This is a genomic window from Mesorhizobium sp. BR1-1-4 (genome assembly GCF_020165375.1).
Lineage (GTDB): Bacteria > Pseudomonadota > Alphaproteobacteria > Rhizobiales > Rhizobiaceae > Mesorhizobium > Mesorhizobium australicum.
On sequence record NZ_JAIUIB010000004.1, the window covers coordinates 170,808 to 197,680 of the forward strand.

The following is a 26,873-nucleotide window of genomic DNA, read 5'->3' on the forward strand; positions in this document are numbered from 1 at the left end:
GCTGTCGCCGCAGGGCAGTTGTATCGTGTTAGTGGAGTGACCATGAGTCAGGTCGGGAAGATTTCTGTAGCCGTGGCTACTGTCGTGCTCGCCATGTCAGGCGCGGCCGAAGCCGGTGATGGCGCTTTCGGCTGGCTGTCCGGCGACTGGTATCTGACGGTCGGCGCGACCGGCCTGGTGGCGCCCAATTTCGAAGGCGGCAAGAAATACATGCTGAGCGCCCAGCCCATCATTTCGCTGGGCAAGGCCGGCCCCGCTGCTCGCTTCACCTCGCGCAACGACAATATTTCGCTGGCGCTTGTCGACGATGGCGGCGTCCGTGCCGGCCTGACCGGCAAGTTCCTGTTCTCGCGCGACGACGGCGATGCCGACGAACTCAGGGGGCTCGACCCGGTCCGCTGGGGCGGCGAGGTCGGCGGCTTCTTCGAATTCTATCCGACGGACTGGATGCGCGCGCGTGCCGAATTGCGGCATGGCATCCGAGCCCATAACGGCTTTGTCGCCGACATCGCCGCCGATGCATTCTACGATGTGACGCCAACCGTCAGGATTTCAGGTGGTGCGCGCGTGTCGTTCGCCTCGGCGAACTATTTCGATGCCTATTACGGTGTCAACGCGCAGGAAGCCGTGGCCTCGGGCTTGAGCCAGTACAATCCCGGCCGCGGCCTGAAATCCGTCGGCCTCGGTGGCGCGGTGACCTGGAAGGTGACCGATCCGATGACTGCCAGCCTGTTTGGCGAATATTCGCGCCTGGAGGGTCCGGCCGCCGATTCCAGCCTGGTCAGGGAGCGTGGCGACCGCAACCAGTTCATGGTCGGCGTGTCGACCACCTACCGCTTCGACTTCAAGATGTAAGCGAATCGAACGAGACGCTTTATTCCTGCGCTCTTCTCCGCTAAAAGCCCAGCAATGACGAGCTTTTTGCGCCTTCACGCGCCGACGATACGAATTACCAGCCCGGTGTTCCCAGCAGCCTGAAGGCTGTAGGAGCCGCCGGGAATATTGCGCGCGGCCTCTCGCGCTTTTCCAGATCATCAAAGCATGTCGCCCCGAGTGGGCCCCGTTTTTGGGAACGGCATGCGTGTAAAATAGAGTTTCACGCCGCAAGCCACGTGGCCCGGCATGCACATGGCAGACCAATGACCGACGAAACCCAATCGACGATCGACTATTCGAAGACCCTTTATCTGCCGCAGACGGAGTTTCCGATGCGCGCCGGCCTGCCCGAGAAGGAGCCGGTGCTGGTCAAGCGCTGGCAGGACATGGACCTCTACCGCAAGCTGCGCGAGAGCTCGGCGGGGCGCACAAAATACGTGCTGCATGACGGTCCGCCCTACGCCAACGGCAACATCCATATCGGCCACGCGCTGAACAAGATCCTCAAGGACGTCATCACCCGCTCATTCCAGATGCGCGGTTATGACTCGAACTATGTGCCCGGCTGGGACTGTCACGGCCTGCCGATCGAATGGAAGATCGAGGAACAATACCGCGCCAAGGGCAAGAACAAGGACGAGGTGCCGGTCAACGAATTCCGCCAGGAATGCCGTGAATTCGCCGCGCACTGGATCTCGGTGCAGGGTGGAGAGTTCCAGCGTCTCGGTGTCATCGGCGACTTCAAGAACCCTTATACGACCATGGCCTTCCACGCCGAGTCGCGCATCGCCGGTGAATTGTTGAAGTTCGCCATGTCCGGCCAGCTCTACCGTGGTTCGAAGCCGGTGATGTGGAGCGTCGTCGAGCGGACTGCGCTCGCCGAGGCCGAGATCGAGTACCAGGACTACGAGTCAGACACGATCTGGGCGAAGTTTCCGGTGGCCAATCTCGTCGTCGCCAGTGTGGTGGACGGGCAGCCGGCGGAGCTCGATCCGGACCTGAGCGGTCGGTCGCTTGACCTGCTGGATGCTCATGTCGTTATCTGGACGACGACGCCGTGGACCATCCCGGGCAATCGCGCCGTCAGCTATTCGCCGCGTGTCGCCTACGGCCTCTACGAGGTGACGGCGGCCGAGAATGCGTTTGGCCCGCAGCCAGGCGAGAAGCTGATCTTTGCCGATGCGCTGGCAGAGGAAAGCCAGGCCAAGGCCAAGGTCACCTTGAAGCGTCTTCACGGCATCAGCGCCGAACAGCTTGGAAATCTTGTGCTTTCGCATCCCTTCAAGGGCCTCGGTGGCGGCTATGAATTCCCGGTTGCGATGATTGCCGGCGACCATGTCACCGACGATGCCGGCACCGGCTTCGTGCACACCGCTCCCGGCCATGGCCGGGAGGACTTTGATGCCTGGATGGACGCCGCGCCCGCGCTGCGCCAACGTGGCATCGACACCGAAATCCCGTTCACCGTCGACGATGCCGGCTTCTTCACCAAGGACGCGCCGGGCCTCGGCCCTGACCGCGAAGGCGGAGCCGCGCGCGTGATCGACGACAATGGCAAGAAGGGCAACGCCAACCAGGCGGTCATCGATGAGCTGATCAAGCGCAATGCGCTGTTCGCGCGCGGCCGGCTGAAGCACAGCTACCCGCATTCATGGCGTTCGAAGAAGCCGGTCATCTTCCGCAACACGCCGCAATGGTTCGTCTACATGGACAAGGACCTCGGCGACGGCACCACGCTGCGGGGCCGCGCGCTGAAGGCCATCGACGAAACGCGCTTTGTCCCGGCCGCCGGCCAGAACCGCATTCGCGCCATGATCGAGGAGCGCCCGGACTGGGTGCTGTCGCGCCAGCGCGCCTGGGGCGTGCCGATCGCCGTCTTCGCCGACGAGGATGGCAATGTGCTGAAGGATGAGGCCGTCAACCGCCGCATCATGGACGCCTTCCAGGCGGAAGGCGCCGACGCCTGGTTCGCGCCCGGCGCCAAGGAGCGCTTCCTCGGCAATCACGATGCCTCCAAATGGAAGCAGGTGATGGACATTCTCGACGTCTGGTTCGATTCGGGCTCGACACATGTCTTCACCTTGGAAGACCGGCCCGACCTGAAGTGGCCGGCCGACGTCTATCTCGAAGGCTCCGACCAGCATCGCGGCTGGTTCCACTCCTCGCTGCTCGAAAGTTGCGGCACCAGGGGCAGGGCGCCTTACGACACCGTCGTCACCCATGGCTTCACCATGGACGAGGATGGGCGCAAGATGTCGAAATCGCTCGGCAACACGGTCGTGCCGCAGGATGTGATCAAGCAGTCCGGCGCCGATATCCTGCGGCTCTGGGTGGTGACGACCGACTATTGGGAAGACCAGCGCCTCGGCAAGAACGTGCTGCAGACCAACATCGACGCCTATCGCAAGCTGCGCAACACCATACGCTGGATGCTGGGCACGCTCGCCCATGACGATGGTGAGGTCGTTCCCCTGGAGACGATGCCGGAGCTTGAGCGGCTGATGCTGCACCGGCTGGCCGAACTCGACGAGGTGGTACGCCAGGGCTACGACGCCTTCGAGTTCAAGCGCATCACACGCGCACTGCTCGATTTCATGGTGGTCGAGCTGTCGGCCTTCTATTTCGATATCCGCAAGGACGCGCTCTACTGCGACGGCCCGTCGAGCGTGAAGCGCAAGGCCTCGGTCCAGGTGGTGCGCCATCTCTTCGACTGCCTGGTGAAATGGCTGGCGCCGATGCTGCCCTTCACCATGGAGGAGGCGTGGCTCGAGCGTTATCCCGATGCGGTGTCGGTGCATCTCGACGAGTTCCCGCAAATCCCTGCGGGTTGGAGGAACGAGGCGCTGGCGGAGAAATGGCGCAAGGTCAGGCAGGTGCGCCGCGTCGTCACCGGCGCGCTCGAGATTGCGCGTGCCCAGAAGGTGATCGGCTCCTCGCTGGAGGCTGTCCCCGTGGTCACGATCAACGATGCGGCGCTCGAGGCGGCGATATCGGACGTCGACATGGCTGAAATGGCCATCACCAGCGATCTCGTCATTGCCCATGGCGAGGCCCCGCGAACCGCCTTCGCCCTCGATGATGTCAAGGGCGTTGCCGTGGTCGTCGAGAAAGCGGAGGATCGCGGCCTGGTCAAATGCGCGCGTTCCTGGCGCTACACCGCCGATGTCGGGCAGGATCCCGAGTTCCCGGATGTTTCGGCACGGGATGCCGCGGTGCTGCACGAACTGAGAGCGTTGGGAAGGCTCTAGTGCCTGTCGCCCAAAGAAGTGCACAAATGCCACGCCGCGCGGGTGCAAACCCGCCCGTGCGTTGCCCTTAACGAGTGGTTGAGGTAAACACGCGAAACTCCGGAAGACAAATTGTCGCCGGATTTCCGTCGCAAGTGCTTGCACGATGGGGACCGGACACAAGGCCGGTGCGATCGAGAGGTTGTCTAGAGTGGGACTTTTTGGCATGACCGAAAGATATAACGCGCGCCTTGCGCTGCTGGCGCCGCTTGTCGCATCGGGCCTCGCTTTGTCCGGCTGCATGGGCTCTCCGACCTACGGCACCGACAAGACCGCCGCCGAGCAGCTGGCCGGCGATCTTACAGGCGCCGTTTCCTTCGCGCCGAAGCGCAAGGACCCGATCGACTACAAGCCACGTCCCACCCTGGTGAAGCCGGCACCTGGCCAGAAGGAAGCGCTGCCTGCCCCGCAGGAAAGCATCCAGACGGCAAACGCCGGTTGGCCCGAATCGCCCGAGCAGCGCCGCGCGCGCCTGCGCGCCGACGCCACCGCACACCAGAATGATCCGGCCTACCAGTCGGAGATCGTCGATGACGTGCAGACGGATCCGGCTTCGGTGAAAAGGGCGATGGAGGAATCAGGATCCAGCCACCCGCCGGCGTGGAAACCCGCCGATTCCGACAAGGGCCGCGCCGCCGAGATCCAGCGCCGCCTTGCCGAGAGCAAGCAGGGCGATCCGAACACGCGTAAATACCTCAGCGAGCCGCCATTGGCCTACCGTGTCGCCTCCGATGCCGCGCCGCAGAACGAACTCGGCGAAGACGAGTACAAGAAAGAACGCGCTCTCAAGGCAAAGGCCGAGGGTAAGAAGGGCGGCTGGTTCGACTGGTTGCAGTAAGAACAAGTCGCCCAGGTCTTGCGGCGGCCTTGGCTCAGTCTCGACGTCCCCTGAAAAAATCCTTCAGCAGCAGGCCTGCTTCGGTCTCGGCCATGCCCGGATAGATGTCGGGCGTGTGGTGGCAGGTCGGAGAGGCGAAGAAGCGCACGCCGTTGACGACGGCGCCGCCCTTTTCGTCGGCCGCGCCAAAATAGAGACGGCGCAGCCTGGCGAAGGAGATTGCCCCGGCGCACATGGCGCAGGGCTCCAGCGTGACATAGAGATCGTGGCCGGTGAGCCGCTCGCTCGAGAGTTTGCCGCAGGCTTCACGGATCACCAGCATCTCGGCATGGGCCGTCGGGTCCGCAAGCTCGCGCGTGCGGTTGCCGGCACTGGCAATAACCGCGCCGCCATTGGCGATGACCGCGCCGACCGGCACTTCGCCACGCAAGGCTGCCGCTTCGGCCTCTTTTAGCGCCAGGGCCATGAAATCCGGCCTCTTCAAGGGGTTTGTCTTCCCATTATATCCTCGCCACCCGGCGGTGATCCTGTTATGGAGCGCATCAACCCGAAAAATCGGACTCGATTTTCGGAAATGATCATGCGCCAAATCAAAAGTGCTACAGCGTTCGTTGCGCGCCGAACGGATGCGCCACGCTGTAGCAGCGCAAACGGACAAAGGCCACATGGACGACAACGACAAGAAATCACCGCGCAAAGCCGGCCCGGGCAGGAGTGGCCCGAAATCGGCAGGTGCACGTGGCCGCGATGCCGGCAAGGGCGGGAAGCCGTCCTTTGCTGCGAAAAAACCTTATGCGCCACGTGGCGATCGGCCGATGGACGCCGACGGCGACCGGCCGAAGCGGGACTTCAAGGGCGGCGACAGGCCATTCAGCAAGGGACCGCGCCCCGAAGGCAAGCCTTATGAAAAGCGCGAAGGCCCGCGCAAGCCCTATGCGCCGCGTGGCGACCGCCCGATGGCGGCCGAAGGCGAGCGCAAGCCATATGAAAAGCGTGAGGGACCACGCAAGCCCTACGCGCCGCGCGGCGACCGCCCGATGGCAGCCGAAGGCGAACGCAAGCCCTATGAGAAGCGCGAGGGACCACGCAAGCCCTACGCGCCGCGTGGCGACCGTCCGGTCTCTACTTCGGCGGAGGGCGGTGAAAAGCGCTTCGACCGTCCCAAGCGTGATTTCGGAGATCGTCCGAAGCGGGATTTCGCTGACCGTCCAAAGCGTGACTTTGGCGGCGACAGACCCAAGCGTGATTCCGGTGATCGGCCGCAAGGCGCGTCTGGCGGGGGCTTCAAGCCGCGCTCGCGGCCTGCCGAAGCAACGGAAGAAGCCGGCGAGCGCATCGCCAAGCGGCTGGCACGCGCCGGGCTCGCCTCGCGCCGCGACGCCGAGGAGTTGATCGCCGCCGGCCGCGTCAAGGTCAATGGCAAGGTGCTGGCTTCGCCGGCGTTCAACGTCATGCCCAATGACATCATCCATCTCGATGGCATGGAAATCCCGCCGATCGAACGCACGCGCCTGTTCCTGTTCCACAAGCCGGCCGGCGTCGTCACCACCAACCGCGATCCGGAAGGCCGCAAGACCGTCTTCGACGTGCTGCCGGCCGAACTGCCGCGGCTGATGACCATCGGCCGCCTCGATATTAACACCGAAGGCCTGCTGCTGCTGACCAATGATGGCGGCCTGTCGCGCGTACTCGAACTGCCGGCCACTGGCTGGTTGCGCCGCTACCGCGTGCGCGTTCATGGCAAGGTCGAGGAAAGCGCGCTCGCCGGCCTGCGCGAGGGCATTGCCGTCGACGGCGTCTTCTACGGCGCCATCGAAGCCAGCTTGGATCGCGAGCAGGGCTCCAACGCCTGGCTGACGATCGGTCTGCGCGAGGGCAAGAACCGTGAGGTCAAGAACATCCTCGGCGCGCTCGGCCTCGACGTCACGCGGCTGATCCGCATCTCCTACGGTCCGTTCCAGCTCGAGGATCTCGCCGAGGGCCATGTTCTGGAGATCAAGGGCCGGGTGCTGCGCGACCAGCTCGGCGAGCGCCTGGTCGAGGAATCCGGCGCCAATTTCGAGGCCGAGATAACAAAACCGTTTTCCAACCAGCCGGTGCGGCGCACCGAAGTGCGTGAGGTCGAGCCCGAACGGCCGAAGTTTACGCGAGATGGCGAGCGCCGGCCGATCGGCGAGGGCGGGCTGATCAAGAACCGCAAACGCCGGGAAGGCAGCCGCGACGAGGCGCTCGGCAAACTGTCGACGAGCCCCGACAGGGGTGAGAGACCAGAAAAGAGCTTCGGCGATCGCGGTCCGCGACCGGAGCGCGGTGGCTTTGGCGATAAGCCGCGTGGAAGTTTTGGCGACAAGCCGCGCGGTGGATTCGGTGACAAGCCTCGCGGCGGCGGCAAGAAACCCGAGCGCGAGCAACGGCCGATCGAGCCGCCCGGCCAGCGCAAGGCCAATGTCTGGATGGCGCCGGGAGCCCGGCCGATCGGCAAGGGCAGGGCGGAGGCCGATGCGGCCAAGACGGCCGAGAACAAGGCACGCAAGGCCTCGTTCAAGCCGTCTTATGGCAAGCCCGCCGGCAAGCCAGGTGGCGCGAAACCGTTCGGCAAGCCGCGTGGCGAGCGTCCAGGAGGCGCCGGTGGCGGCGAGCGGCCGCGCGGCGGCCCCAAGGGCCCCCGGACAAGATGAGAATCGTCGGCGGTGAGTTTCGCGGGCGTCCGCTGGCGACGCCCCGCAGCAGCGCCATCCGCCCGACGACCGATCGCACCCGCGAGGCCGTCTTCAACGTTCTGGCGCATCGCTTTGCCGGGCAACTGGACGGCGCGCGCGTGCTCGACCTGTTCGCTGGCACCGGCGCGCTTGGCCTGGAAGCCCTGTCGCGCGGGGCATCTCATGGCGTCTTCATCGAGGAATCGGCCGAGGGCCGTGGTCTGATCCGCGACAATGTCGAAGCCTTCGGCCTGACCGGACGCACCAAGATCTTCCGCCGCGACGCAACCGGCCTTGGCGAGGCGGGCACGCTGGCGCCGTTCGGCCTGGTCTTTGCCGATCCGCCCTATGGCAAGGGCCTTGGCGAGCTAGCCCTGCGGTCGGCCCAGGCCGGCGGCTGGCTGCGGCCAGGCGCACTCTGTGTGGTCGAGGAGACGGCGGTGGTTCCCTTCGAGCCAGGCCCGGGCTTTTCCGTGCTTGATGAGCGCAACTATGGCGAGACCGTGATCCGCTTCATCGAAGCTGCCTGAGAGGCCTGCTTTCAGCCGTGGCCTCTTTGCCGCCGCCTTTGCCGGCAACATGACCAACAATTCACTTTGCTTGTCGCCAGCGCCTTGCCTATCGTCGCTGCATGAAACCGGAGCCATCGATGACATCAAGGACTGAATGGCTTCGGGCCACGCTGCTGGCGACGTCGCTGGCATTGTTCATGACCGCCCCCGTCCTGGCGGACGGCCCCGTATTGCCAAGCACAGTGCCGGCCGAGTTCAAGGTCACGGACTTCCTGCTCGACAACGGCATGGAAGTGGTCGTCATTCCCGATCACCGCGCGCCGATCGTCACCCACATGGTCTGGTACAAGATCGGCAGCGCCGACGAGCCGCCGGGCAAATCCGGCATCGCCCATTTCTTCGAGCATCTGATGTTCAAAGCCACGGCCCACCACGCGGCCGGCGAGTTCGACCGCGCCGTCTCCGACATTGGCGGCTCCAACAACGCCTTCACCTCCTACGACTACACCGCTTTCCACGAGACGGTGGCACCGTCGGCGCTCGAGCTGATGATGAGCTTCGAAGCCGACCGCATGCGCAACCTCATCCTCACCGATGACGTCATCAAGACCGAGCGCGATGTCATCCTGGAGGAGCGCCGCTCGCGCATCGACAACAATCCGCAGGCCGTGCTCGACGAAGAGGTCGATGCCACGCTATGGCAGAACCAGCCCTATCGCATCCCGGTCATCGGCTGGATGCAGGAGATGGAGCAGCTGAACCGCACCGACGCGGTGGCGTTCTACAACAAATACTACCGGCCCAACAACGTCGTGCTGATCGTGACCGGCGATGTCGAACCGGACACGGTGAAGGCGCTGGCCGAAAAGACCTATGGCAAGGTGGCCCGCGGGCCGGACCTGCCGCCGCGCGTCCGTCCGGTCGAGCCGGAGCAGAACACCAGGCGCACGGTCACGCTCTCCGACGCTCGCGTCAGCGTGCCGAGTTTCTCGACACAATGGGTCGTGCCCTCCTATCACACTGCGAAGCCCGGCGAGGCCGAAGCGCTCGATCTGCTGGCCGAGATCCTCGGCGGCGGCAACCGCAGCCGGCTTTACCAGGCCCTTGTCGTCAAGCAGGGCATTGCTTCCGGCGCCGGTGCGTACTTCCAGGGCACCATGCTCGACGACACCAATTTCACCGTCTACGGCGCGCCGCGCGGTGACGCCAAACTGGCCGACGTCGAAGCCGCGGTCGATGCGGAAGTGGCGCGCATCGCCAGCGACGGCGTCACCCCGGACGAGCTCGAAAAAGCCAAGGACCGCTATGTCAGGTCGATGATCTTTGCTCGCGACAAGCAGGATTCCATGGCCAACATCTATGGCTCGACGCTTGCCACCGGCGGCAACGTCCAGGACGTGCAGCAATGGCCGGACCGCATCCGCAAGGTCACCACCGACGAGGTCAAGGCCGTTGCCGCGCGCTATCTGGTATTGGGCCGCTCGACGACCGGCTATCTCTTGCCGCAGCAACAGGCGGGGAATTGATGATGACGAACCAGTTTAGCGGCGCGTTGACGTCGCCCCGCCAGGCTCCCCCTTCTCCCCTCGCGCGAGAAGGGAAGGCCCTCCACGCCCTCGCAACCTTCTTCCTCTCCGTCCTCTTCCTGGTTCTGCCGGCACTTGCCGCCCGCGCCATGGAGATCCAGTCCGTTACCTCCTCGAAAGGCGTCACGGCCTGGCTGGTCGAGGACTATTCCGTGCCGGTGGTCGCCGTCCGCTTCGTCTTCGGCGGCGGCTCGACGCAAGATCCGGTGGGGAAGGAAGGTCTCGCCAACCTGATGACCGGCCTGTTCGACGAGGGTGCCGGCCCGCTCGACTCGGAAGCCTTCCAGATCAAGCTCGACGATGCCGGGGCGGAAATGAGCTTCGACGAGACCCGCGATGGCATCTACGGTTCCATGCGCATGCTGGCCGAACAGCGCGACGAAGCCTTCGACCTGTTGCGTCTGGCGGTCAATGAGCCGCGCTTCGACCAGGCGCCGATCGACCGCATCCGCGCGCAGGTCCTGTCCGGCATCATCGCCAACGAGAACGATCCCGACACGGTGGCGCAGAACCGGTGGGCGCGCGCCGTCTATGGCGACCACCCTTATTCGCGTTCCGACCAGGGCACCAGGCAGAGCATCGCCGCCGTCACGCAGGCCGATCTCGAGGCCCTGCACAAGGCGGTGTTCGCGCGCGGCGGCTTGCATGTCGCCGTGGTCGGGGCCATCGACCCCGAGACCCTGAAGAAGAAGCTCGACATGGTGTTCGGCGACTTGCCGCGGGACCAGGCGCTCGCTCCTGTAGCCGATATCGAGCCCAAGCTGGCGCAGCATATCGAGGTCAATTACGACCTGCCGCAGACATCGCTGCAGCTCGCCTGGCCGGGCGTGAAGCGCAAGGCGACGGATTTCTTCCCGGCGGTGCTGATGAATGAGATCCTCGGCGGTGGAACTTTCACCTCGCGCCTGTTCCAGGAGGTGCGCGAAAAGCGCGGGCTCGCCTACAGCGTCAATTCCTCTCTGGTCAACCAGGACCATGCCAATGCGCTGATCGTCACCACTGGGACGCGCTCCGATCGCGCGGCCGAGACGCTCGCTATCGTGCGCGACGTCGCCAAGCGCCTGGCCGAGGATGGCCCGACCGAAGCCGAACTGGCGGCGACCAAGAAATATCTGATCGGCGCCTATGCGATCAGCAATCTGGATTCGTCGAGTTCTATCGCCGCCACGCTTGTCGAGCTGCAGATTGACGATCTCGGCATCGACTACATGCAGCGCCGGGCCGGCTATATCAACGCGGTGACGATCGATCAGGTCAAGGCGGCGGCGAAGAAGCTGCTGACGACCGAGCCGACCATCATGGTGGTCGGGCCGCCGCTGGCGGGAGCCGGCAAGGGATGAGCCCCACTTTCGGCATAGCGTTCGGCGGTGGCGGCGCGCGCGGTCTGGCGCATATCCATGTCATCGAGGCGCTGGACGAGCTCGGCATCAAGCCGGTGGCGATAGCCGGCTCGTCGATCGGCGCCATCATGGGCGCCGGCATGGCCTCGGGCATGACCGGCAAGGATATCCACGACTATGCCCGCTCGATCCTCGGCCGCCGTGCCGAGGTGGCGAGCCGCATGTGGCGGGCGCGGCCGGGCACGATCGCGGAGGCCATGCAAAATGGCATCCGCGTCAGCCAGTTCAATGTCGAGCGCATCCTGAAGGCGTTTCTGCCCGAGGCTATTCCCGAATCCTTCGCCGGATTGAAAATCCCGCTGAAGGTGACAGCAACCGACTATTTCGGCCACAAGCTCGCCGTGTTCGACGATGGCGACCTGCATTCCGCCCTTGCGGCCTCTGCCGCCATTCCTGCCGTCTTCCGTCCGGTGACGCGCGACGGCAGGCTGCTGATCGACGGCGGCATCTACAACCCCGTGCCCTTCGACCTGATCGAGAAGGATGCCGATATCATCATCGGCGTCGACGTGGTTGGCGCGCCGGAAGAGGCCGACCGCAAGCAGCCGACCTCCGTCGACCTGATGTTCGGCGCCACGCAATTGATGATGCAGTCGATCATCGCCAACAAGCTGAAACAGTGCCAGCCCGACATACTGGTCCGCCCGGCGGTGTCGAAATACCGCGTCCTCGATTTCCTGAAGATCGAGGCCCTGATGAGCGAGACGGTTGAAATCAAGGATCGGCTGAAGCGGGAGGTGGAGGTCGCAATTGAACGGCGTTCCGCCAACGTCGAGGCAAAAAGGACAAGAACACCAGCCAGGTCGTGATCGCGGTCAGCGAGACTGCGAGGCTACTTTGTGCCGTGTCGGCGGGGCATCATGCCGAGGCGGCAACAATGCCTCCGCCTCACTCAGTCCTTCGCCCGCTCCACATAGGACCCGTCCGCCGTCATCACCACGACGCGGGTGCCAGGCGCGATGTGCGGCGGCACGGTGGTGCGCACACCGTTGGAAAGCACGGCCGGCTTGTAGGAAGACGATGCCGTCTGGCCCTTGGTCGTCGGCTCGGTCTCGACCACTTCGAAGGTGGCGCGCTGCGGCAGCACCAAGGCGATAGCGATGCCGTTGAACTGTGACACCTGCACCGGCATGCCTTCCTTCAGATAGGGCGCCGCGTCGCCGACCACGGCTTCCGACACCGCCACCTGGTCGTAGGTTTCCGGGTTCATGAAGTGATAGCCTTCGCCATCGGCGTAAAGGAAGGTGTGCTCGCGCTCCTCGACATAGGCGCGCTCCACCTGTTCGGTGGTGCGGTAGCGCTCCGACACCTTCACCCCGTCGCCGATGCGGCGCATATCGAGCTGCGTCACGGGCGTGCCCTTGCCTGGGTGGATGTTTTCGGCAAAGAGGATCACATAAAGCTTGCCGTCCTTGTCGACGACATTGCCTTTGCGGAGCGAACTGGCGATGACTTTCACCACGGTTTTAAATCCTGCGAGAGTTGACTGGCGTTTGCCGGCTTGCGCGGCGCTGGATGGGGGCCTAGCGCATCTTGGCGCGAACCGCCAGCCCCCTCGACGAACCGAAGCGCGCTGATGACCGCCGCGTCGCCCTGGTGGACGCCGCATGTCCATGCCGACCGCCGTCCGCGCCTGATGCTGCGCAACGGGATGACGGCTGCCTTGCGCGACTGGTTCGCCCGCAACGACTTCATCGAGGTGGAGACGGCGGCGCTGCAGGTCTCGCCCGGCAACGAGGCGCATCTGGCGGCCTTCGCCACCGAAGCGGTCGGGCCGGATGGCGTCCGCTCGCCGCTTTATCTCCACACCTCGCCGGAATTCGCCTGCAAGAAACTGCTTGCGGCGGGGGAGCAGCGCATTTTCAGCCTGGGGGCCGTCTACCGCAACCGTGAGCGCGGCCCCTTGCACCATCCCGAATTTACCATGCTCGAATGGTATCGGGTGGGCGAGACCTATGAAAGCCTGATGCGCGATTGCGGCGATCTGCTGGCGCTGGCCGCGACACGGGCAGGGGCCACGCACTTCTCTTTCAGGCGCCGCGACTGCGATCCGTTTTCCGAGCCGCAGCGACTGACCGTGGCGGACGCCTTCAGCCGCCACGCCGGGATCGATCTGCTGGCCACGGTCGCGCCCGACGGCGGCACGGACCGGGACGCGCTGCATGCCGCTCTGATCCAGGCCGGTCTGCGCACCGCGCCTGACGACAGCTGGGCCGATTTGTTCAGCCGCGTGATGGTGGAAAAGATCGAACCCAATCTCGGCCTCGGCCGCGCGACCATTCTTTGCGAGTACCCGGTCGCCGAGGCGGCACTGGCGCGGCCGAGCCCGAGGGATCCGCGCGTCGCCGAACGCTTCGAGCTCTATTGCTGCGGCGTCGAGCTCGCCAACGGCTTTGGCGAACTGACCGACGCGGCCGAGCAACGCCGGCGCTTCGTCATCGAGATGGACGAGAAAGAGCGCGTTTATGGTGAGCGCTACCCGCTGGACGAGGACTTCCTCGCCGCGTTGGCCATCATGCCGCAGGCCAGCGGCATCGCGCTCGGCTTCGATCGGCTGGTGATGCTGGCGACCGGCGCGCAGAAGATCGAGGACGTGATCTGGACTCCGGTCGCGGCATCTTGAAGACGGGCTGCCGCCCCTTTGATCTCAATGCGCGAATACCTGCTCCAGCGAGCGAAAGCCCTTGAATTCCAAGGCATTGCCCGAGGGATCCCGGATAAACAATGTCGCTTGTTCGCCGGGCTCGCCCTTGAAGCGGACCATCGGCCGCTCCAGCCAGTCTATGTCGTCGCGCGCTTCCAGCCGTGTCGCCAGACGCTGCCAGTCGTCCATCAAGAGCACAGCGCCGAAATGCGGGATCGGCACCAAAATGCCGTCGACCTTGCCGTCGCTTGCAGCTTGCGCGGCCTGCGGCCGCAAATGCGCCGACATCTGGTGGCCGTAGAGGTCGAAATCGACCCAGGTCGCCGACGAGCGGCCGATCGCACAGCCCAGTACCTCGCCATAGAAAGTTCGGGTTTCATCGAGATCACGGACTGGAAAGGCAAGATGGAAAGGCGTCATGGCGAAGGCTCCAGATAGGCAAAAACCGCGACGTCCGCTCTTTGCGGGCGCTTCGATGGCGATTTGGTCGCAACATCCTGATTGCCCTTCGGCCATTGCACAAGCGGCAGTGGAACAATAGATGGTGCGGCAGCACCTGCCTTCCGGACAGGCTGAAGAAAACAGGATCAAGTGCATGACCGACAAGCTCGACGCCGCGAAATTGACGGACCGTGTCGCGGCCCTGGTCGAGGCCGCCAAACGCGCTGGCGCCGATGCCGCGGACGCCGTCGCGGTGCGTGGCCGCTCGACCGCTGTTTCGGTGCGGCTTGGCAAGGTCGAAAACACAGAGGCGTCCGAGGGCGACGACGTTTCGCTGCGGGTGTTCGTCGGCCAGCGTGTGGCCAGTGTATCGGCCACCGCAGCGTCCGACCCGAAGGCCCTTGCCGAGCGCGCCGTCGCCATGGCCAAAGTGTCCCCCGAGGATCCCTACCAGGGTCTTGCCGACCCCGCGCTGCTCGCCAGACAGACGCGCGATCTGGACCTGTTCGATGCAACCGAAGTGTCGGCGGACCAGTTGAAGGAGGCGGCCCTTGCGGCCGAGGCGGCGGCTCTCGCCGTCAACGGCGTAACCAATTCGGCCGGCAGCAATGCCAGCGCCGGGCTGGGCGGGCTGGTTCTGGCCACCTCGCACGGTTTTCTCGGCCAGTATGTCGCCTCGCGCTTTTCGCGCTCGGCCAGCGTGATCGCCGGCGAGGGCACCGGCATGGAACGCGACTACGAATTCTCCTCGCGCCAGCATTTTGCCGATCTCGACGCGGCCGAGGATATCGGCCGCCGGGCCGGCGAACGGGCCGTGCGTCGCCTTGGCGCGCGCAAGGCGGCGACCGGATCGGTCGACGTGGTGTTCGACCCGCGCGTTGCGCGCGGCATTGCCGGCCATATCGCCGGGGCCATCAACGGCGCTTCCGTCGCGCGAAAAACCTCGTTCCTGCGCGACATGATGGGCAAGCAGGTGGCCGCTTCCGCCATCACCGTCACCGACGAGCCGCTGCGGCGCCGTGGCCAGGCCTCGCGCCCATTCGATGGCGAAGGCGTCGAGGGCGAGAAGCTCCTGATGATCGAAAAGGGCGTCCTCAATCACTGGTTCCTGTCGACATCGGCGGCCCGGGAGCTCGGCCTCGTCACCAACGGGCGCGGCGCGCGCGGCGGCTCCTCCGTCTCGCCGTCTTCCACCAATCTTGCCATCGAGCCAGGCGAAAGGTCGCCGGAAGACCTGATCGGCTCGCTCAAGAGCGGCTTCTACGTCACCGAAGTGTTTGGCCAGGGCGTAGACATGCTCACCGGCGAATACAGCCGCGGCGCCTCCGGCTTCTGGATCGAAAATGGGGCGCTTGCCTATCCGGTCGCCGAAGTCACCATCGCCTCGAACCTGAAGACGATGTTCCTCAACATGGTGCCCGCGAATGACCTTGATCGCAATTTCGGCACCGCCGCCCCGACGCTCCTGATCGAAGGCATGACCCTTGCCGGAGCATGAGCTGACCACCGCCGGTGCCGATCTGGACCTGCCGCTGCTGCGCGACGCCGCCCGCGAGGCGGGTCTCATAGCCATGCGCTACTTCGGCAACAATCCGCAGGTCTGGATGAAGGGCGGCACCTCGCCGGTCAGCGAAGCCGATCATGCCGCCGATGCGTATCTGCGCCAGACGTTGCTTGCGGCACGGCCGGATTATGGCTGGCTGTCGGAAGAGACGGCCGACGACCTGGCGCGGCTTTCGGCGCGCCGCACCTTCGTTGTCGACCCGATCGACGGTACGCGCGGCTTCCTTGAAGGCCAGCGCGCCTGGTGCGTCAGCGTCGCCGTCGTCGAGAATGGCCGCACGCTCGCCGGCGTGCTCGAATGCCCGGCGATGGACGAGACCTATTCCGCGCTGCCAGGCCAGGGCGCATTCCGCAACGGCAAGCGCATTGCGGTGCGCAAGCCAGGCGACAAGCCCGAGATTTCCGGCCTGAAGCAGTTGATCGACCTGATGCCGGCCGGCTGGCAGAAGCGGCTGCAACGGGCGCCCTACAGCCCTTCGCTTGCCTACCGCCTGGCGATGATCGCCAATGGCACGCTCGACGGCACCTTCGTCAAGCCGAACGCGCATGACTGGGACATTGCAGCCGCCGACCTCATCCTGCGCGAGGCAGGTGGCCAGCTGCTCGACCCGCACGGCCACGCACCGCTCTATGCCGGCGAGGTGACCCGCCACGGTGCGCTCGCGGCCGGCAGCGGCGAACTGCTGGCCGTGCTGGTCGACGTCATAGCCGGGCTGGATGGCTGAAAGCGTTTTCGAAGGTTCCAAAGTCGGCGGCTTTGGTCTAGACCTGTCACAAACTCACGATATGTGAAGGACCGACATGGCCGCGGAAGACGGAAAGAAACAGCTTTTGCATCTGGTGTTCGGCGGCGAACTGAAGAAACTTGGCGGCACCGAGTTCCGCGATCTCGATGCGCTCGACATCGTCGGCGTCTATCCGGACTATCAATCCGCGCACACGGCGTGGAAGGCCAAGGCGCAGGCCAGCGTGGACAATGCCCATATGCGTTATTTCGTCGTTCATCTGCACCGTCTGCTGGATCCCGATAGCAAGGCCACCGGTTGACTTCGATGGAGCATGATCTGGCGAAAGAGCCAGCCGGCGAGGCCGCGCCCACGGGCAGGGGCCGCAGCCGCACGACCAAGGCCTTCTGGCGCAGGATTCGCGAACCGCTCGCGCAGTCGCGATTCGTCAAGAACGCCATTGCCAGCCTGCTCGCGCAGTTCGTGCGGCTGGTTCGCGCGACCAGCCCCCTGGTCGCCGGATCGGCGCGCTTTTCGGGCGGCGCCTATGCCGAGTTCGAGCCGGGGATCATTGCTCTGTGGCATGGCCAGCATCTTTTGACGCCGGCCTATTACCCCAAGCGCAAGCCGCTGGTTGCCATGGTGTCGCGTAGCGCCGATGCCGAGCTCAACGCCCTGATGCTGGAGAAATTCGGCATCGAGGCGGTGCGCGGTTCGGGCGGGCGCGACAATGCCAGGCATCTCGACAAGGGCGGGGCCAAGGCGCTCATCGCCCTCAAAAAGTCGCTCACATCAGGCAAGAACGTCGCCATGATCGCAGACATTCCCCACGGTACCCCGCGCGATGCAGGGCTCGGTATCGTTCTCCTGGCTCGCCTCTCCGGCCGGCCGCTGCTGCCCGTCGCCATCGCCACCAGCCGCCGCAAGGTGCTGGAAAAGAGCTGGGACAAGACCACCATCAACCTGCCCTTCGGCCGCTCCGCCGTGACCATCGGCACGCCGATCTTCGTGGCGGCGGATGCCGATGACGCCGAAATGGAACGCAAGCGCCAGGAAATCACCACCGCCCTCAATGCCGCGACCGCCGAGGCCTACCGCCTCGTGGATGGCCCGCGGTGAGCGGCCGCTGGGCCCGCACCATGTTGTCGGCATACCGTTTTGCCGGCGCGGCCGCCTATCCGCTGGTCGGGCCTTATGTCGCCTGGCGCACCTCGCGCGGCAAGGAAGACCGCAATCGCCGGCGCGAGCGCTACGGCGTCGCCGGCCGACCGCGTCCCGAGGGCCCGGTGATCTGGATCCACGCCGCGAGCGTCGGCGAGACCTTGGCCGTCGTGCCGCTTGTCGAAAGCATCCTCGATTATGGCGTCAACATCGTGCTGACGACCGGTACGGTCACCTCGGCCCAGGTCGTCGACGAGCGGCTCGGCGACCGCATCATCCACCAATATGTGCCACTCGATCTGAAGCCGGCGGTCAGCCGCTTCCTCGATCACTGGAAACCCGATCTGGCGATCATCGCCGAATCCGAGATATGGCCGATGACCATCCTCGAACTCGGTGCCCGCCACGTGCCGCAGGTGCTGGTCAATGGCCGGCTCTCCGATCGCTCCTTCACGTCTTGGAAGAAGCGGGCCAACATCGCCGAGGCGCTGTTCGAGAATCTGGCCCATGTCGTTGCCCAGTCCGACGTCGACGGCGAGCGTTTTCGCGCGCTCGGCGCCCGGCCGGTGACGGTATCGGGCAATCTCAAGGTCGACACCAACCCGCCGCCGGTCGACTTGCGAGCGCTTGGCACATTGCAGCGGCAGATCGGCGATCGCCCGACCTGGGCGGCGATCTCGACCCATGATGGCGAGGAAGTCGTCGCCGCGGAAGTTCACGCGACGCTGCACCGGCGTCACCACGGCCTTTTGACGATCGTCGTTCCGCGCCATCCCGATCGGGCCGAAGCCCTTGCCGCGCAGATTTCCGGCATGGGCCTGAAAGTCGCGCGGCGCAGCAAGGGCGACCGTATCGGAACCGATATCGATATCCTGCTTGGCGATACGATCGGCGAAATGGGCTTGTATCTCCGGTTGACCGAAATCGCTTTCGTCGGTCGCTCGCTGACCTCCGAAGGCGGCCAGAATCCGCTTGAGCCGGCCATGCTCGACACCGCCGTTCTCGCCGGGCGCAACGTTCAGAATTTTCGCGAGGCCTATCAGCGCCTGCTCGACAGCGGTGGCGCCAAGCTGGTGCGCGACCGCGACATGCTGGCCGGCGCCGTCAATTTCCTCCTGACCAACGAAGTGGCGCGCCACGAGATGATGGCTGCGGGGATCGCGACTGTCGAAGAGATGCGCGGCGCACTGGCACGCACGCTCAAATCGCTCGAACCCTATATCCAGCCGCTGGTGGTCAAGGCGCGCCTGAAGGGCGCCAACGGGCGTTAGAATGGCCTCCGAAGCACCGCCATTCTGGTGGGAAGAGCCGGACTGGAAGGTCCTGGCGCTGTCGCCGCTGTCGGCTGTCTACGCGCTGGTTGCCGGTCGCGGCATGCGGCGGGCCCGGCGCGAGAAGATCCAGGCGCCGGTTCTGTGTATCGGCAATTTCACCGTCGGCGGCACCGGCAAGACGCCGGTGGCGATCGCGCTCGCCCAACAGGCCAAGCGCATGCATCTGAAGCCCGGGTTCCTGTCGCGCGGCCACGGCGGTTCCTTCGCCGAGCCGCATGTCGTCGATGTCAGCCACGACAGCGCCAGGCATGTCGGCGACGAACCGCTGCTGCTGGCCGAACATGCCCCGGTGGCGGTGACGCCGAACCGTGCCGCCGGTGCCCGGCTGCTGCTGGAAAAACACGGTTGCGATTTCCTGATCATGGACGACGGCTTCCAGAGCGCGCGCATCCACATCGATTATGCGCTGGTCGTGGTCGATGCCCGCTACGGGATCGGCAATGGCCGCGTCATCCCGGGCGGTCCACTCAGGGCCAAGATCGTCGACCAGCTGGTCTTCACCAGCGGGCTGCTGAAGATGGGCGAGGGCACGGCCGCCGATGCCGTGGTCCGCCGAGCCGCGCGTGCCGGCCGGCCGATCTTCGAGGCCCACACGGAGCCGAGCAGCACGGCCGGGCTTGCCGGAAAGCGGTTCCTGGCCTTTGCCGGCATCGGTCATCCCGAAAAGTTCTTCGACACGGTGCGTGACGCCGGCGGCGAAGTGGTCCTGTTCAGGCCCTTTCCGGACCATCACTTCTACGCCGAGGACGAGCTTGCCGAACTGGCCGCGACGGCACGCGCCGAAGGCCTTGGCCTGATCACCACCGCCAAGGACGCCGCCCGGCTCCGTCACGGCGCCCCGCAGGACTTTCTCGACCGTCTCGACGTGCTGGAAATCGACACGGTGTTCGAGCTTGATCACGTGCCCGAACGCATCATCGAGGAAACGCTCGATGCCTGGCGGCAGCGCAAGCTGAGGAAGTGAAGCTATTCCAAGAAAAAGTGCGTGGCGGTCTTCAGTCCGGAATTGCGTAAAACAATGAAGGAGAGCGGGTCAGATTCTATCAAACGCTGAGCCGCTCTAACTCCGTTTGCGCAACTCCGGGTGCACCTCGATTTCGCGGCGCAGCGATGCGATGGCGTTCACGTAGGGCTCCTGCCTGGCGACGCTCCAGTATTTCAGCTCGTCCAATGGGATATTTTCGCCTGTCACCGCGCAGCGCACGAACGAGCCCGGGCTGGTGACCTGGAAATCGCCATCGAGATAGCGGATGCGGGCTTCCTTGCCGCCCGGGCCTTCGAAACGGTTCATCATGCAACGGCACTTGAGTTCATCGGGATTCAATCGCCATAAATCGTGGGCAAGGTCAAGCTTGGCGCAATGCTCATATAATATTGCGGTACGGCACAATGGTTGTCAGGAAGCGCCATGGACATCGCCAATGCCAGTATGACGTCTTTGCTGAAAGAAGCGCTCATTCCCGGGCCGGTGCCTTCGCCCAGGGCCGATCCCGCGACCGCGGCTCTGGTCAAAGCGCTCGTCCAGCCGGCGGCGCCCGGGATGGTGCAATCGGCGCAGTTCGCCGCCCAGGCGCTGCAAGGCTCGCTACCGCGGCCGGCCGGTCAAACCTCGCAACGCCTGTCCTCCCCCGAGATCGAGGATGCCTACCGGGCCGTCATGGAACCTGACGCCGCCACCCACCATGCATTGGCACGGGCCTCGACGGGTGGGGCAGGGACGGACACCGATCAGGCTTCGCGCGGCTTCGCTCCGCCGCGGATAACGGCCAACGACAGCCCCCCAAACTCGCGGCGCCGCCGGCCCTATCCACATTCTCGCCGGCCGTCGCTTCGGCCGCGGTGCTGGTCGCGGCCAATGCCAACGCGCCGCAACCGCGCGGCGCCTCCATCCGTCCAGCGGGCCATGCTCCCCGATCCGAGCCAGTTCCGTCGTCGCTGTGGACGATATCGATCGTGACGGCCATCGTCTCGGCCGCAACCACCACGATCGTGCTTTTGCTGTTCCGTTAAGCGAGTATCACGCGATTTCCAGCAGCGGCCGTCACGTATTCTCCGAGATGCGTCAGAGCCTAATCCTCATCCTGCAGGAAAGCTTCCAGCCTTGCCGAAGCAAGCCCGGCCTGTTCGGCAATGCGCCTGGCGAGATCCGCGGCGGCCGCGCGCGGCCGGCCCACCGGACGATCCAGCCAGTAGGAAACGGGATTGAGCACGGTGCGATCGTCAACGGCGACGAGGCGGCCGGACTGTATCTGGTGCTCGGTGAGCGGCGGCCGCGCCAGCGCGATGCCGAGGCCATGAGCCGCTGCATCGAGCACCAGATTGTAATCCTCGAAACGACGGTCTTGCGGGCGCGGCCGGTAGTCCATGTCCTGCGCGGCCAACCAGGCGCGCCAGCCCGAAGCGTCGGAATCGTTGATCAGCGGGAATTTGAGCAGCCGGGCTGGATCGCCGCTGCCGATCTCGCGTGCGAGGCCCGGCGAGGCGATCGGGAAGAGATATTCTTCGAACAGTTGCACCGAGACACGGCCCGGGATGCGGCCGCGACCGCAGCGCACCGACAGATCGATGCCTTCGTCGGCGAGATCGGCCTGGCGGTTGTCAACATCGAGCACGATGCGCAGGCGGGTGGGATCGTTCTCCAGCGCCGCCATGCGCGGCATCAGCCACAGGCCGCTCACCGAAGGAATGGAGGCCAGGCGCACCACCGCGGTGCCGCGCGGCTCCACCCACCGGTCGGAATTGACCGAGATCAGCGCGAAGGCTTCGGTGGTCCTGAGATGCAGGCGATTGCCTTCGTTGGTCAGCGTCACGCCGCGCGCGCCGCGCTCGAAAACCTTCAGGCCAAGCCAGTCCTCGAGTTTGGCGACCTGCCGGCTGACCGCGCCATGTGTGAGGTTGAGTTTTTCGGCGGCGGCCGAGAAGCTCCCCGTGCGCGCCGCCGCGTCGAAAGCGCGCAACGTCTCCAAGGGCAGCATACTGTTCGAGCTGTGATCCATGCTCACAGGTGACCCTCGATTTGGTCGTTTGTCAATTGACCTGGAAAGGCGTTTCCTGCTCCCGAGACCTGAAGAATCCGAGGCACTGGGATGAGCATGACGACAGGCACGTTGAATTCGACACAGCGGATGGACACCACGGCCGCCATTGCCGTGGCGCTGACGGTGATCGGCTGGGCCTCCGCCTTCCCGGCGATCCGGGCCGGGCTCGCCGCCTTTCAGCCGCTGGAGCTTGGCGCCCTGCGCTTTGCCATCGCCGCCGTGCCGGCGGCGATCTTCCTTGCCGTCAAGCGTCCGGCTCTGCCCAGGATTGGCGATCTCTGGCGCTTCGCCTTTGGCGGCGCCATTTTCGTCGCGCTCTACACGGCGATGCTCAATTTCGGCGAACTGACGGTCTCGGCCGGAGCGGCGGGCTTCATCATCAATGTCAGCCCCATCTTTACCGCCATCATGGCAATGGCGCTGCTCGGCGAGCGCTTCTCCGGCCTGGCCTGGATCGGCACGGTCATCTCCTTCGCCGGCATCGGCATCATCGCCGTCGCCGACGGGCATGGCCTTCATTTCAATGCCGGCGCGCTGCTGGTACTTGGCTCGGCCCTCTGCTCGGCCGTCAACACCATCGTCCAGAAGCCGCTGTTTGCCCGTCATCATCCGCTGACGATCGCGGCGTCCAACATGGTGCTCGGCGCGCTCTGCCTGGCGCCCTTCCTGCCCACCGCTCTGCAACAGGCCGCTGTCGCCAACACTGCCGGCCTCGGCGCCGTCATTTATCTCGGCATCGTGCCGAGCCTGATTGCCTATGCGGCGTGGGCAACCGCGCTGTCGCGCCTGCCGGCGGCGCGTGCCTCGAACTTCCTCTATCTGGTCTCGCCGATGTCGGCCCTGATCGGCTTCTTCTGGCTGGGCGAGGTGCCGACGCTGCTCGGCATCCTCGGCGGCGCGCTGGCGCTCGGCGGTGTCATCGTGGTGAATTTGAAACGCTGATTCAAAAGCTTGCGATCTTTCCCTGACTCGTGTCGGGAACCACCGATTTCATCGCCAGTTGACGGCTGCCGCAAGGCAAGGCAACTGTCACTCGGTCTTGGCGGATGGTCGTCGCGGGCGCTGCGAGGTCGGGATGGGAAGACGTTTTATCTCAACGGTCGTTTGCTTGTTGCTGCTTAACGCGAAAGCCGTCGCGGGTTGGTACCACGTGGAAAACTACGAGGGTTTCCTCGGGCCGTCTCCCATCCATTTCTCCATACAGACATATGATAGCTTAGGCAGCGCGCCAAAGGTCGATGGAAGCTACTTCTACGACGCGAAGCAGAGCCCGATTGCGCTGTATGGCACGGTCACCGGCACCAAGTTCGTGCTTTGCGAGATTTCAGACGACAAGGAATTCTATCGGATAATTGTGCAGGGGCCGAGACCCGCTGTCGATACCACAAGCTGCCCATTCTCCCTCGACCTCAATGGAAACGCAGTGACCGGAAGCTGGAGCAAGGGCACGGATAGATATCCCGTCACCCTCAAGAAAATAGCGAGCCTGGATGACACCGGCGAGGCGAAGATCGACGGCACCGTCGAGATTTCCTTCTGGGCGCAGACAGCCACCGACAGGTTTTCGGGAATTTACACGAATACCAGCGCCGGCCTCTGCATGGAAAAAATGCGTATCATCAAAAAGAGCAGCCGCAAGGTTGTCCAGGAAATTACCTTCGCCGATGATGATGCGTGCAGTGCCGGCATGCTGATGACGACCATCTATATGAACGTCGAGAAATGGGTGGAGCGAGGCAAGGACGTCATTTCCGTGAATTTTCGAGGCGGTGGCGCCGGAACCGCGGTCGATTACGTCTTCAATTCACGGACAAGGAAATATCAGCGGAGGAAGTGAGGGCTGGCCGCCGGGCAGCCGTTTCACCGCCGTCCGAACAGCCGCTCGATGTCGGCCAGCTTCAGCTCGATATAGGTCGGGCGGCCATGGTTGCAGGTGCCGGAACCCGGCGTCGCCTCCATCTGGCGCAGCAGGGCGTTCATCTCCTCGGCCTTGAGCAGCCGCCCGGAGCGCACCGAGCCATGGCAGGCCATGGTGGCGGCGATCTTGTCCAGCCGTTCCTTGAGCGTCTCGACCGTATCGTTGTCGGCAATCTCGTCGGCAAGGTCGCGGACCAATTGCTGGACGTTGGTCTCGCCGAGCATCGACGGCGTCTCGCGCACGGCGACCGCACCCGGTCCGAAACGCTCGATGCCGAGGCCGAAGCGGGCGAGCGTTTCGGAATGCACGGCCAGCCGCTCGGCGTCCTCCTCCGGCAGGTCGATAATCTCGGGCAGAAGCAGCATCTGTGACGGCACCGGCCGCGCGTGCAGCGCGTTCTTCAGCGCCTCGTAAACCAGCCGCTCATGGGCCGCGTGCTGGTCCACGATGATGAGCGAATCCCTGGTCTGGGCGACGATATAGTTCTCATGCACCTGCGCGCGCGCGGCCCCCAGCACCGCGCCGAGCAGCGTCTCCGCCGCCTCGCTCTGCCCGGCGCGCGCATCGGCGCTGGCAAGCGGGCCGGCATCGAACGCGGCTTGCTCATTTTCGCCAAATCCGCCCTGTCTTGCGCCGGTGCGTTCAAAGCCCGGGCTGTCGAATTGCATGTCGAGCGGCCGCTGCGGCGAGCGCGCGGGATCGAAGCCGGCGGCGCCTGAAGCGCGATAGGCCGCATCGTAGCTGCGATGGCCATTGGCCGGGCCGGGATGCGCATAGGACGGGCTGCCCGGCCGGAACGCTGCCATCATGCCGGCGGCGCCGGTGGTGGCCGAGCGGATGCCGGCATCGGCCAACGCCTGCCGGATCGCGCCGACGATCAACCCGCGCACGAGGCCCGGATCGCGGAAGCGGACATCGGCTTTGGCCGGGTGGACGTTGACGTCGACGATGGCCGGATCGAGCGAAAGAAACAGTACCGTCACCGCATGGCGGTCGCGCGGCAGGACGTCGGCGAAGGCGCCACGGATCGCTCCGGCGATCAGCTTGTCGCGCACCGGGCGGCCGTTGACATAGGCATATTGCTGCAATGCGTTGGCGCGGGTGAAGGAAGGGATCGACACATGGCCGGTCAGGTGCACGCCTTCGCGCATCGCGTCGATGGCAATGGAATTGTCGGGAAAGTCGGCGCCCATCACCTGCGCGACCCGGCGCAGGCTGCCGTCCGCGCTGTCGTCGGTGGCCGGCAGTTCCAGCGTCGTGCGGTCGGAACCGGCCAGCGTGAAACGCACCCTGGGGAAGGCGATGGCGATGCGCTTGACCACATCGCTGATCGCCGAGCTTTCGGCGCGTTCGCCCTTCATGAATTTCAGCCGCGCCGGCGTGGCGAAGAACAGGTCGCGCACCTCGACGGTCGTGCCGCGATTGGCCGCCGCTGGCTTGATTGGCAGGACGCGGCCGCCCTCGATGCCGATCTCTGCGGCGCTGTCGCTAGAGGCCGTGCGCGAGCGGATCGACAGCCGCGACACCGAGCCGATCGATGGCAGCGCTTCGCCGCGAAAGCCGAGCGAACGAATGTCGTTGATATCCTCGGTGAGCTTGGAGGTGCAGTGGCGTGCGATGGCCAGCGCCAGTTCCCGTTCAGGAATGCCGAAGCCGTCATCGGTGACGCGGATCAGGTTCAGCCCGCCGCCCGATGTGACGACTTCTACCTTGCTGGCCCCGGCATCGAGCGCATTCTCGACCAGTTCCTTGACCACGCTCGCCGGACGCTCGATGACTTCGCCGGCGGCGATCTGGTTGATCATCGTTTCGGAAAGCTGGCGGATGGGCATGCTCTGATCTTACACGGATTCGGTGGGCGCGCGCGAGGCCACTTTACGCCTGCGCCAGCAGCCAATCCCTGACCTTGCGCGCATTGTCGCTGAGCTCGCGGTTCTTCGGCCAGATGACGTAGAACGCGGTGCCCGTCTTCATGATGTGGTCCGTCACCGGCACCAGCAGCCCGGTCGACAGCAGCCGCTCGACAAGGTGGCGCCAGCCGAGCGCGATGCCTTGCCCCTCCATGACCGCCTGGATCACAATCGCATAGTCATTGATGCGCAAGCCACGCTCCGCATTACGGAGACTGGCTCCGGCCGATTGGAACCATTCGTCCCAGTTCGGGGCCTCGCGATAGGGCTCTTCCAGATGAATGAGGCGGTGTGTCGCCAGTTGCTCGACGGTCTCGGGCCGGCCGAATTTCGTCAGATAACTGGGACCCGCGACCGGAAAGATCTCTTCGTCGGAGAGCGCTAGCGAGTGGTAGTCCGGCCAGTCGCGTGGCACGCCTCCGCGCACGGCAAGCGGAATGCCTTCGGCGATGATGTCGAGATCTCGGTCGCCGGTCTGGATGCGCAGATCGATGCCCGGCAGTTCGTCGCGGAACCGCTGCAGGCGCGGCATCATCCAGAACGAGCCGAAGGCCGTCGAGGCGGCGAGCGTCACATGGCCACCAGTCGCCTGCAGACGCAGGTCCTCCGCCGACTTGCGGATGTGGGAAAGACCGAGCGAGACGTCGGCATGGAAGCGCTCGCCGGCCTCGGTCAGGCTGACCTGGCGGTGGCGGCGCTGGAACAGCGTGGCGCCAAGCTGTTCCTCCAACCCACGCACGGCATAGGAAACTGCGGCCTGCGTCATGCCGAGCTCGCGCCCGGCGGCGGTGAAACTCGACAACCGGCCGGCCGCCTCGAAGACGATCAGGCTGCCGGCGGAGGGCAGGAGGTGGCGAAGGCTTCGCATAAGCTCAGCTTATACAAGAGATCAGGATTTTCCAGCGTCACAGTCGAATTTCACCTCGCTAAGTTGACCGGGA

At 64.9% G+C, this 26,873-nt stretch carries 24 protein-coding genes; 17 read left to right on the forward strand and 7 right to left on the reverse strand.

Going from position 1 to position 26,873, the window contains the following annotated elements; translation table 11 throughout:
• Positions 1-42: 42 nt before the first annotated feature.
• The 3 genes from LB571_RS10005 to LB571_RS10015 all read left to right on the forward strand — a co-directional run bounded on the left by LB571_RS10005 (position 43) and on the right by LB571_RS10015 (position 5,001).
• Positions 43-855, forward strand: coding sequence for a MipA/OmpV family protein (locus LB571_RS10005; protein ID WP_224594142.1), 813 nt, complete (start codon positions 43-45; stop codon positions 853-855).
• Between the two features lie 284 nt (positions 856-1,139).
• Positions 1,140-4,124 (forward strand): isoleucine--tRNA ligase, encoded by a 2,985-nt coding sequence (gene ileS, locus LB571_RS10010; protein WP_224594159.1) that lies wholly within the window; start codon positions 1,140-1,142, stop codon positions 4,122-4,124.
• Between the two features lie 205 nt (positions 4,125-4,329).
• Positions 4,330-5,001 (forward strand): hypothetical protein, encoded by a 672-nt coding sequence (locus LB571_RS10015; RefSeq protein ID WP_015318360.1) that lies wholly within the window; start codon positions 4,330-4,332, stop codon positions 4,999-5,001.
• 34 nt (positions 5,002-5,035) lie between these two features.
• On the opposite strand, the gene LB571_RS10020 is transcribed toward LB571_RS10015, so the two are convergent.
• The gene (locus LB571_RS10020; RefSeq protein WP_041163474.1) at positions 5,036-5,485 is read right to left on the reverse strand and encodes a nucleoside deaminase; all 450 of its coding nucleotides are present in this window, start codon (positions 5,483-5,485) and stop codon (positions 5,036-5,038) included.
• A 181-nt stretch (positions 5,486-5,666) separates the two neighbouring features.
• Between LB571_RS10020 and LB571_RS10025 the strand changes: the two genes are divergently transcribed.
• The 5 genes from LB571_RS10025 to LB571_RS10045 all read left to right on the forward strand — a co-directional run bounded on the left by LB571_RS10025 (position 5,667) and on the right by LB571_RS10045 (position 12,007).
• On the forward strand, positions 5,667-7,679 hold the full coding sequence (locus tag LB571_RS10025; RefSeq protein ID WP_224594162.1) for a pseudouridine synthase: 2,013 nt from the start codon (positions 5,667-5,669) through the stop codon (positions 7,677-7,679).
• Positions 7,676-8,230, forward strand: a complete 555-nt coding sequence (gene rsmD, locus LB571_RS10030) for a 16S rRNA (guanine(966)-N(2))-methyltransferase RsmD (RefSeq protein WP_224594176.1) — start codon at positions 7,676-7,678, stop codon at positions 8,228-8,230. Before LB571_RS10025 ends, rsmD begins: the two co-directional genes overlap by 4 nt.
• A gap of 119 nt (positions 8,231-8,349) precedes the next feature.
• Positions 8,350-9,738: a M16 family metallopeptidase gene (locus LB571_RS10035; protein ID WP_140720927.1), complete on the forward strand. Its 1,389-nt coding sequence runs from the start codon at positions 8,350-8,352 to the stop codon at positions 9,736-9,738.
• 2 nt (positions 9,739-9,740) lie between these two features.
• Positions 9,741-11,138 (forward strand): M16 family metallopeptidase, encoded by a 1,398-nt coding sequence (locus LB571_RS10040; RefSeq protein WP_181166518.1) that lies wholly within the window; start codon positions 9,741-9,743, stop codon positions 11,136-11,138.
• Positions 11,135-12,007, forward strand: a complete 873-nt coding sequence (locus LB571_RS10045; protein ID WP_140717647.1) for a patatin-like phospholipase family protein — start codon at positions 11,135-11,137, stop codon at positions 12,005-12,007. Before LB571_RS10040 ends, LB571_RS10045 begins: the two co-directional genes overlap by 4 nt.
• Positions 12,008-12,090: 83 nt before the next feature.
• Here the strand turns inward: LB571_RS10045 and efp are convergent, their stop codons facing one another.
• Positions 12,091-12,660 carry an elongation factor P gene (gene efp / locus LB571_RS10050; protein WP_015318353.1) on the reverse strand — a complete coding sequence of 190 codons (570 nt, stop codon included), beginning with the start codon at positions 12,658-12,660 and terminating at the stop codon, positions 12,091-12,093.
• Between the two features lie 114 nt (positions 12,661-12,774).
• On the opposite strand from efp, the gene epmA reads away from it, so the two are divergent.
• Positions 12,775-13,821 (forward strand): EF-P lysine aminoacylase EpmA, encoded by a 1,047-nt coding sequence (gene epmA, locus LB571_RS10055; RefSeq protein WP_140717649.1) that lies wholly within the window; start codon positions 12,775-12,777, stop codon positions 13,819-13,821.
• A 24-nt stretch (positions 13,822-13,845) separates the two neighbouring features.
• Here epmA and LB571_RS10060 read toward each other — a convergent pair whose 3' ends face one another.
• On the reverse strand, positions 13,846-14,262 hold the full coding sequence (locus LB571_RS10060; RefSeq protein ID WP_027042200.1) for a VOC family protein: 417 nt from the start codon (positions 14,260-14,262) through the stop codon (positions 13,846-13,848).
• Between the two features lie 175 nt (positions 14,263-14,437).
• On the opposite strand from LB571_RS10060, the gene LB571_RS10065 reads away from it, so the two are divergent.
• The 6 genes from LB571_RS10065 (at position 14,438) to lpxK (ending at position 20,030) form a co-directional block, all read left to right on the forward strand.
• A complete protein-coding gene (locus tag LB571_RS10065; protein ID WP_224594179.1) occupies positions 14,438-15,781 on the forward strand; it encodes a TldD/PmbA family protein in 1,344 nt (447 codons plus the stop codon).
• Positions 15,768-16,571, forward strand: a complete 804-nt coding sequence (locus tag LB571_RS10070; protein WP_224594183.1) for a 3'(2'),5'-bisphosphate nucleotidase CysQ — start codon at positions 15,768-15,770, stop codon at positions 16,569-16,571. Before LB571_RS10065 ends, LB571_RS10070 begins: the two co-directional genes overlap by 14 nt.
• 76 nt (positions 16,572-16,647) lie before the next feature.
• Complete coding sequence (locus tag LB571_RS10075) at positions 16,648-16,893, forward strand: DUF4170 domain-containing protein (RefSeq protein ID WP_140661886.1); 246 nt, start codon at positions 16,648-16,650, stop codon at positions 16,891-16,893.
• 5 nt (positions 16,894-16,898) lie between these two features.
• Positions 16,899-17,690, forward strand: a complete 792-nt coding sequence (locus LB571_RS10080; RefSeq protein WP_015318347.1) for a lysophospholipid acyltransferase family protein — start codon at positions 16,899-16,901, stop codon at positions 17,688-17,690.
• Complete coding sequence (gene waaA / locus LB571_RS10085; RefSeq protein WP_224594190.1) at positions 17,687-19,003, forward strand: lipid IV(A) 3-deoxy-D-manno-octulosonic acid transferase; 1,317 nt, start codon at positions 17,687-17,689, stop codon at positions 19,001-19,003. The genes LB571_RS10080 and waaA overlap by 4 nt, the downstream gene beginning before the upstream one ends.
• A gap of 1 nt (position 19,004) precedes the next feature.
• The gene (lpxK, locus tag LB571_RS10090; RefSeq protein WP_224594192.1) at positions 19,005-20,030 is read left to right on the forward strand and encodes a tetraacyldisaccharide 4'-kinase; all 1,026 of its coding nucleotides are present in this window, start codon (positions 19,005-19,007) and stop codon (positions 20,028-20,030) included.
• A gap of 96 nt (positions 20,031-20,126) precedes the next feature.
• Here the strand turns inward: lpxK and LB571_RS10095 are convergent, their stop codons facing one another.
• Positions 20,127-20,360 (reverse strand): DUF2093 domain-containing protein, encoded by a 234-nt coding sequence (locus tag LB571_RS10095; protein ID WP_140617125.1) that lies wholly within the window; start codon positions 20,358-20,360, stop codon positions 20,127-20,129.
• Between the two features lie 775 nt (positions 20,361-21,135).
• Complete coding sequence (locus LB571_RS10100) at positions 21,136-22,062, reverse strand: LysR substrate-binding domain-containing protein (RefSeq protein WP_083883064.1); 927 nt, start codon at positions 22,060-22,062, stop codon at positions 21,136-21,138.
• Between the two features lie 90 nt (positions 22,063-22,152).
• On the opposite strand from LB571_RS10100, the gene LB571_RS10105 reads away from it, so the two are divergent.
• Complete coding sequence (locus tag LB571_RS10105; RefSeq protein ID WP_015318342.1) at positions 22,153-23,046, forward strand: DMT family transporter; 894 nt, start codon at positions 22,153-22,155, stop codon at positions 23,044-23,046.
• A 133-nt stretch (positions 23,047-23,179) separates the two neighbouring features.
• Positions 23,180-23,941 carry a hypothetical protein gene (locus tag LB571_RS10110; protein WP_224594209.1) on the forward strand — a complete coding sequence of 254 codons (762 nt, stop codon included), beginning with the start codon at positions 23,180-23,182 and terminating at the stop codon, positions 23,939-23,941.
• A 23-nt stretch (positions 23,942-23,964) separates the two neighbouring features.
• Here LB571_RS10110 and mutL read toward each other — a convergent pair whose 3' ends face one another.
• The gene (gene mutL / locus LB571_RS10115) at positions 23,965-25,854 is read right to left on the reverse strand and encodes a DNA mismatch repair endonuclease MutL (protein ID WP_224594211.1); all 1,890 of its coding nucleotides are present in this window, start codon (positions 25,852-25,854) and stop codon (positions 23,965-23,967) included.
• 43 nt (positions 25,855-25,897) lie between these two features.
• Entirely contained in the window at positions 25,898-26,800 is a 903-nt protein-coding gene (locus LB571_RS10120) for a LysR substrate-binding domain-containing protein (protein WP_015318339.1), read from the reverse strand.
• Between the last annotated feature and the right edge of the window lie 73 nt (positions 26,801-26,873).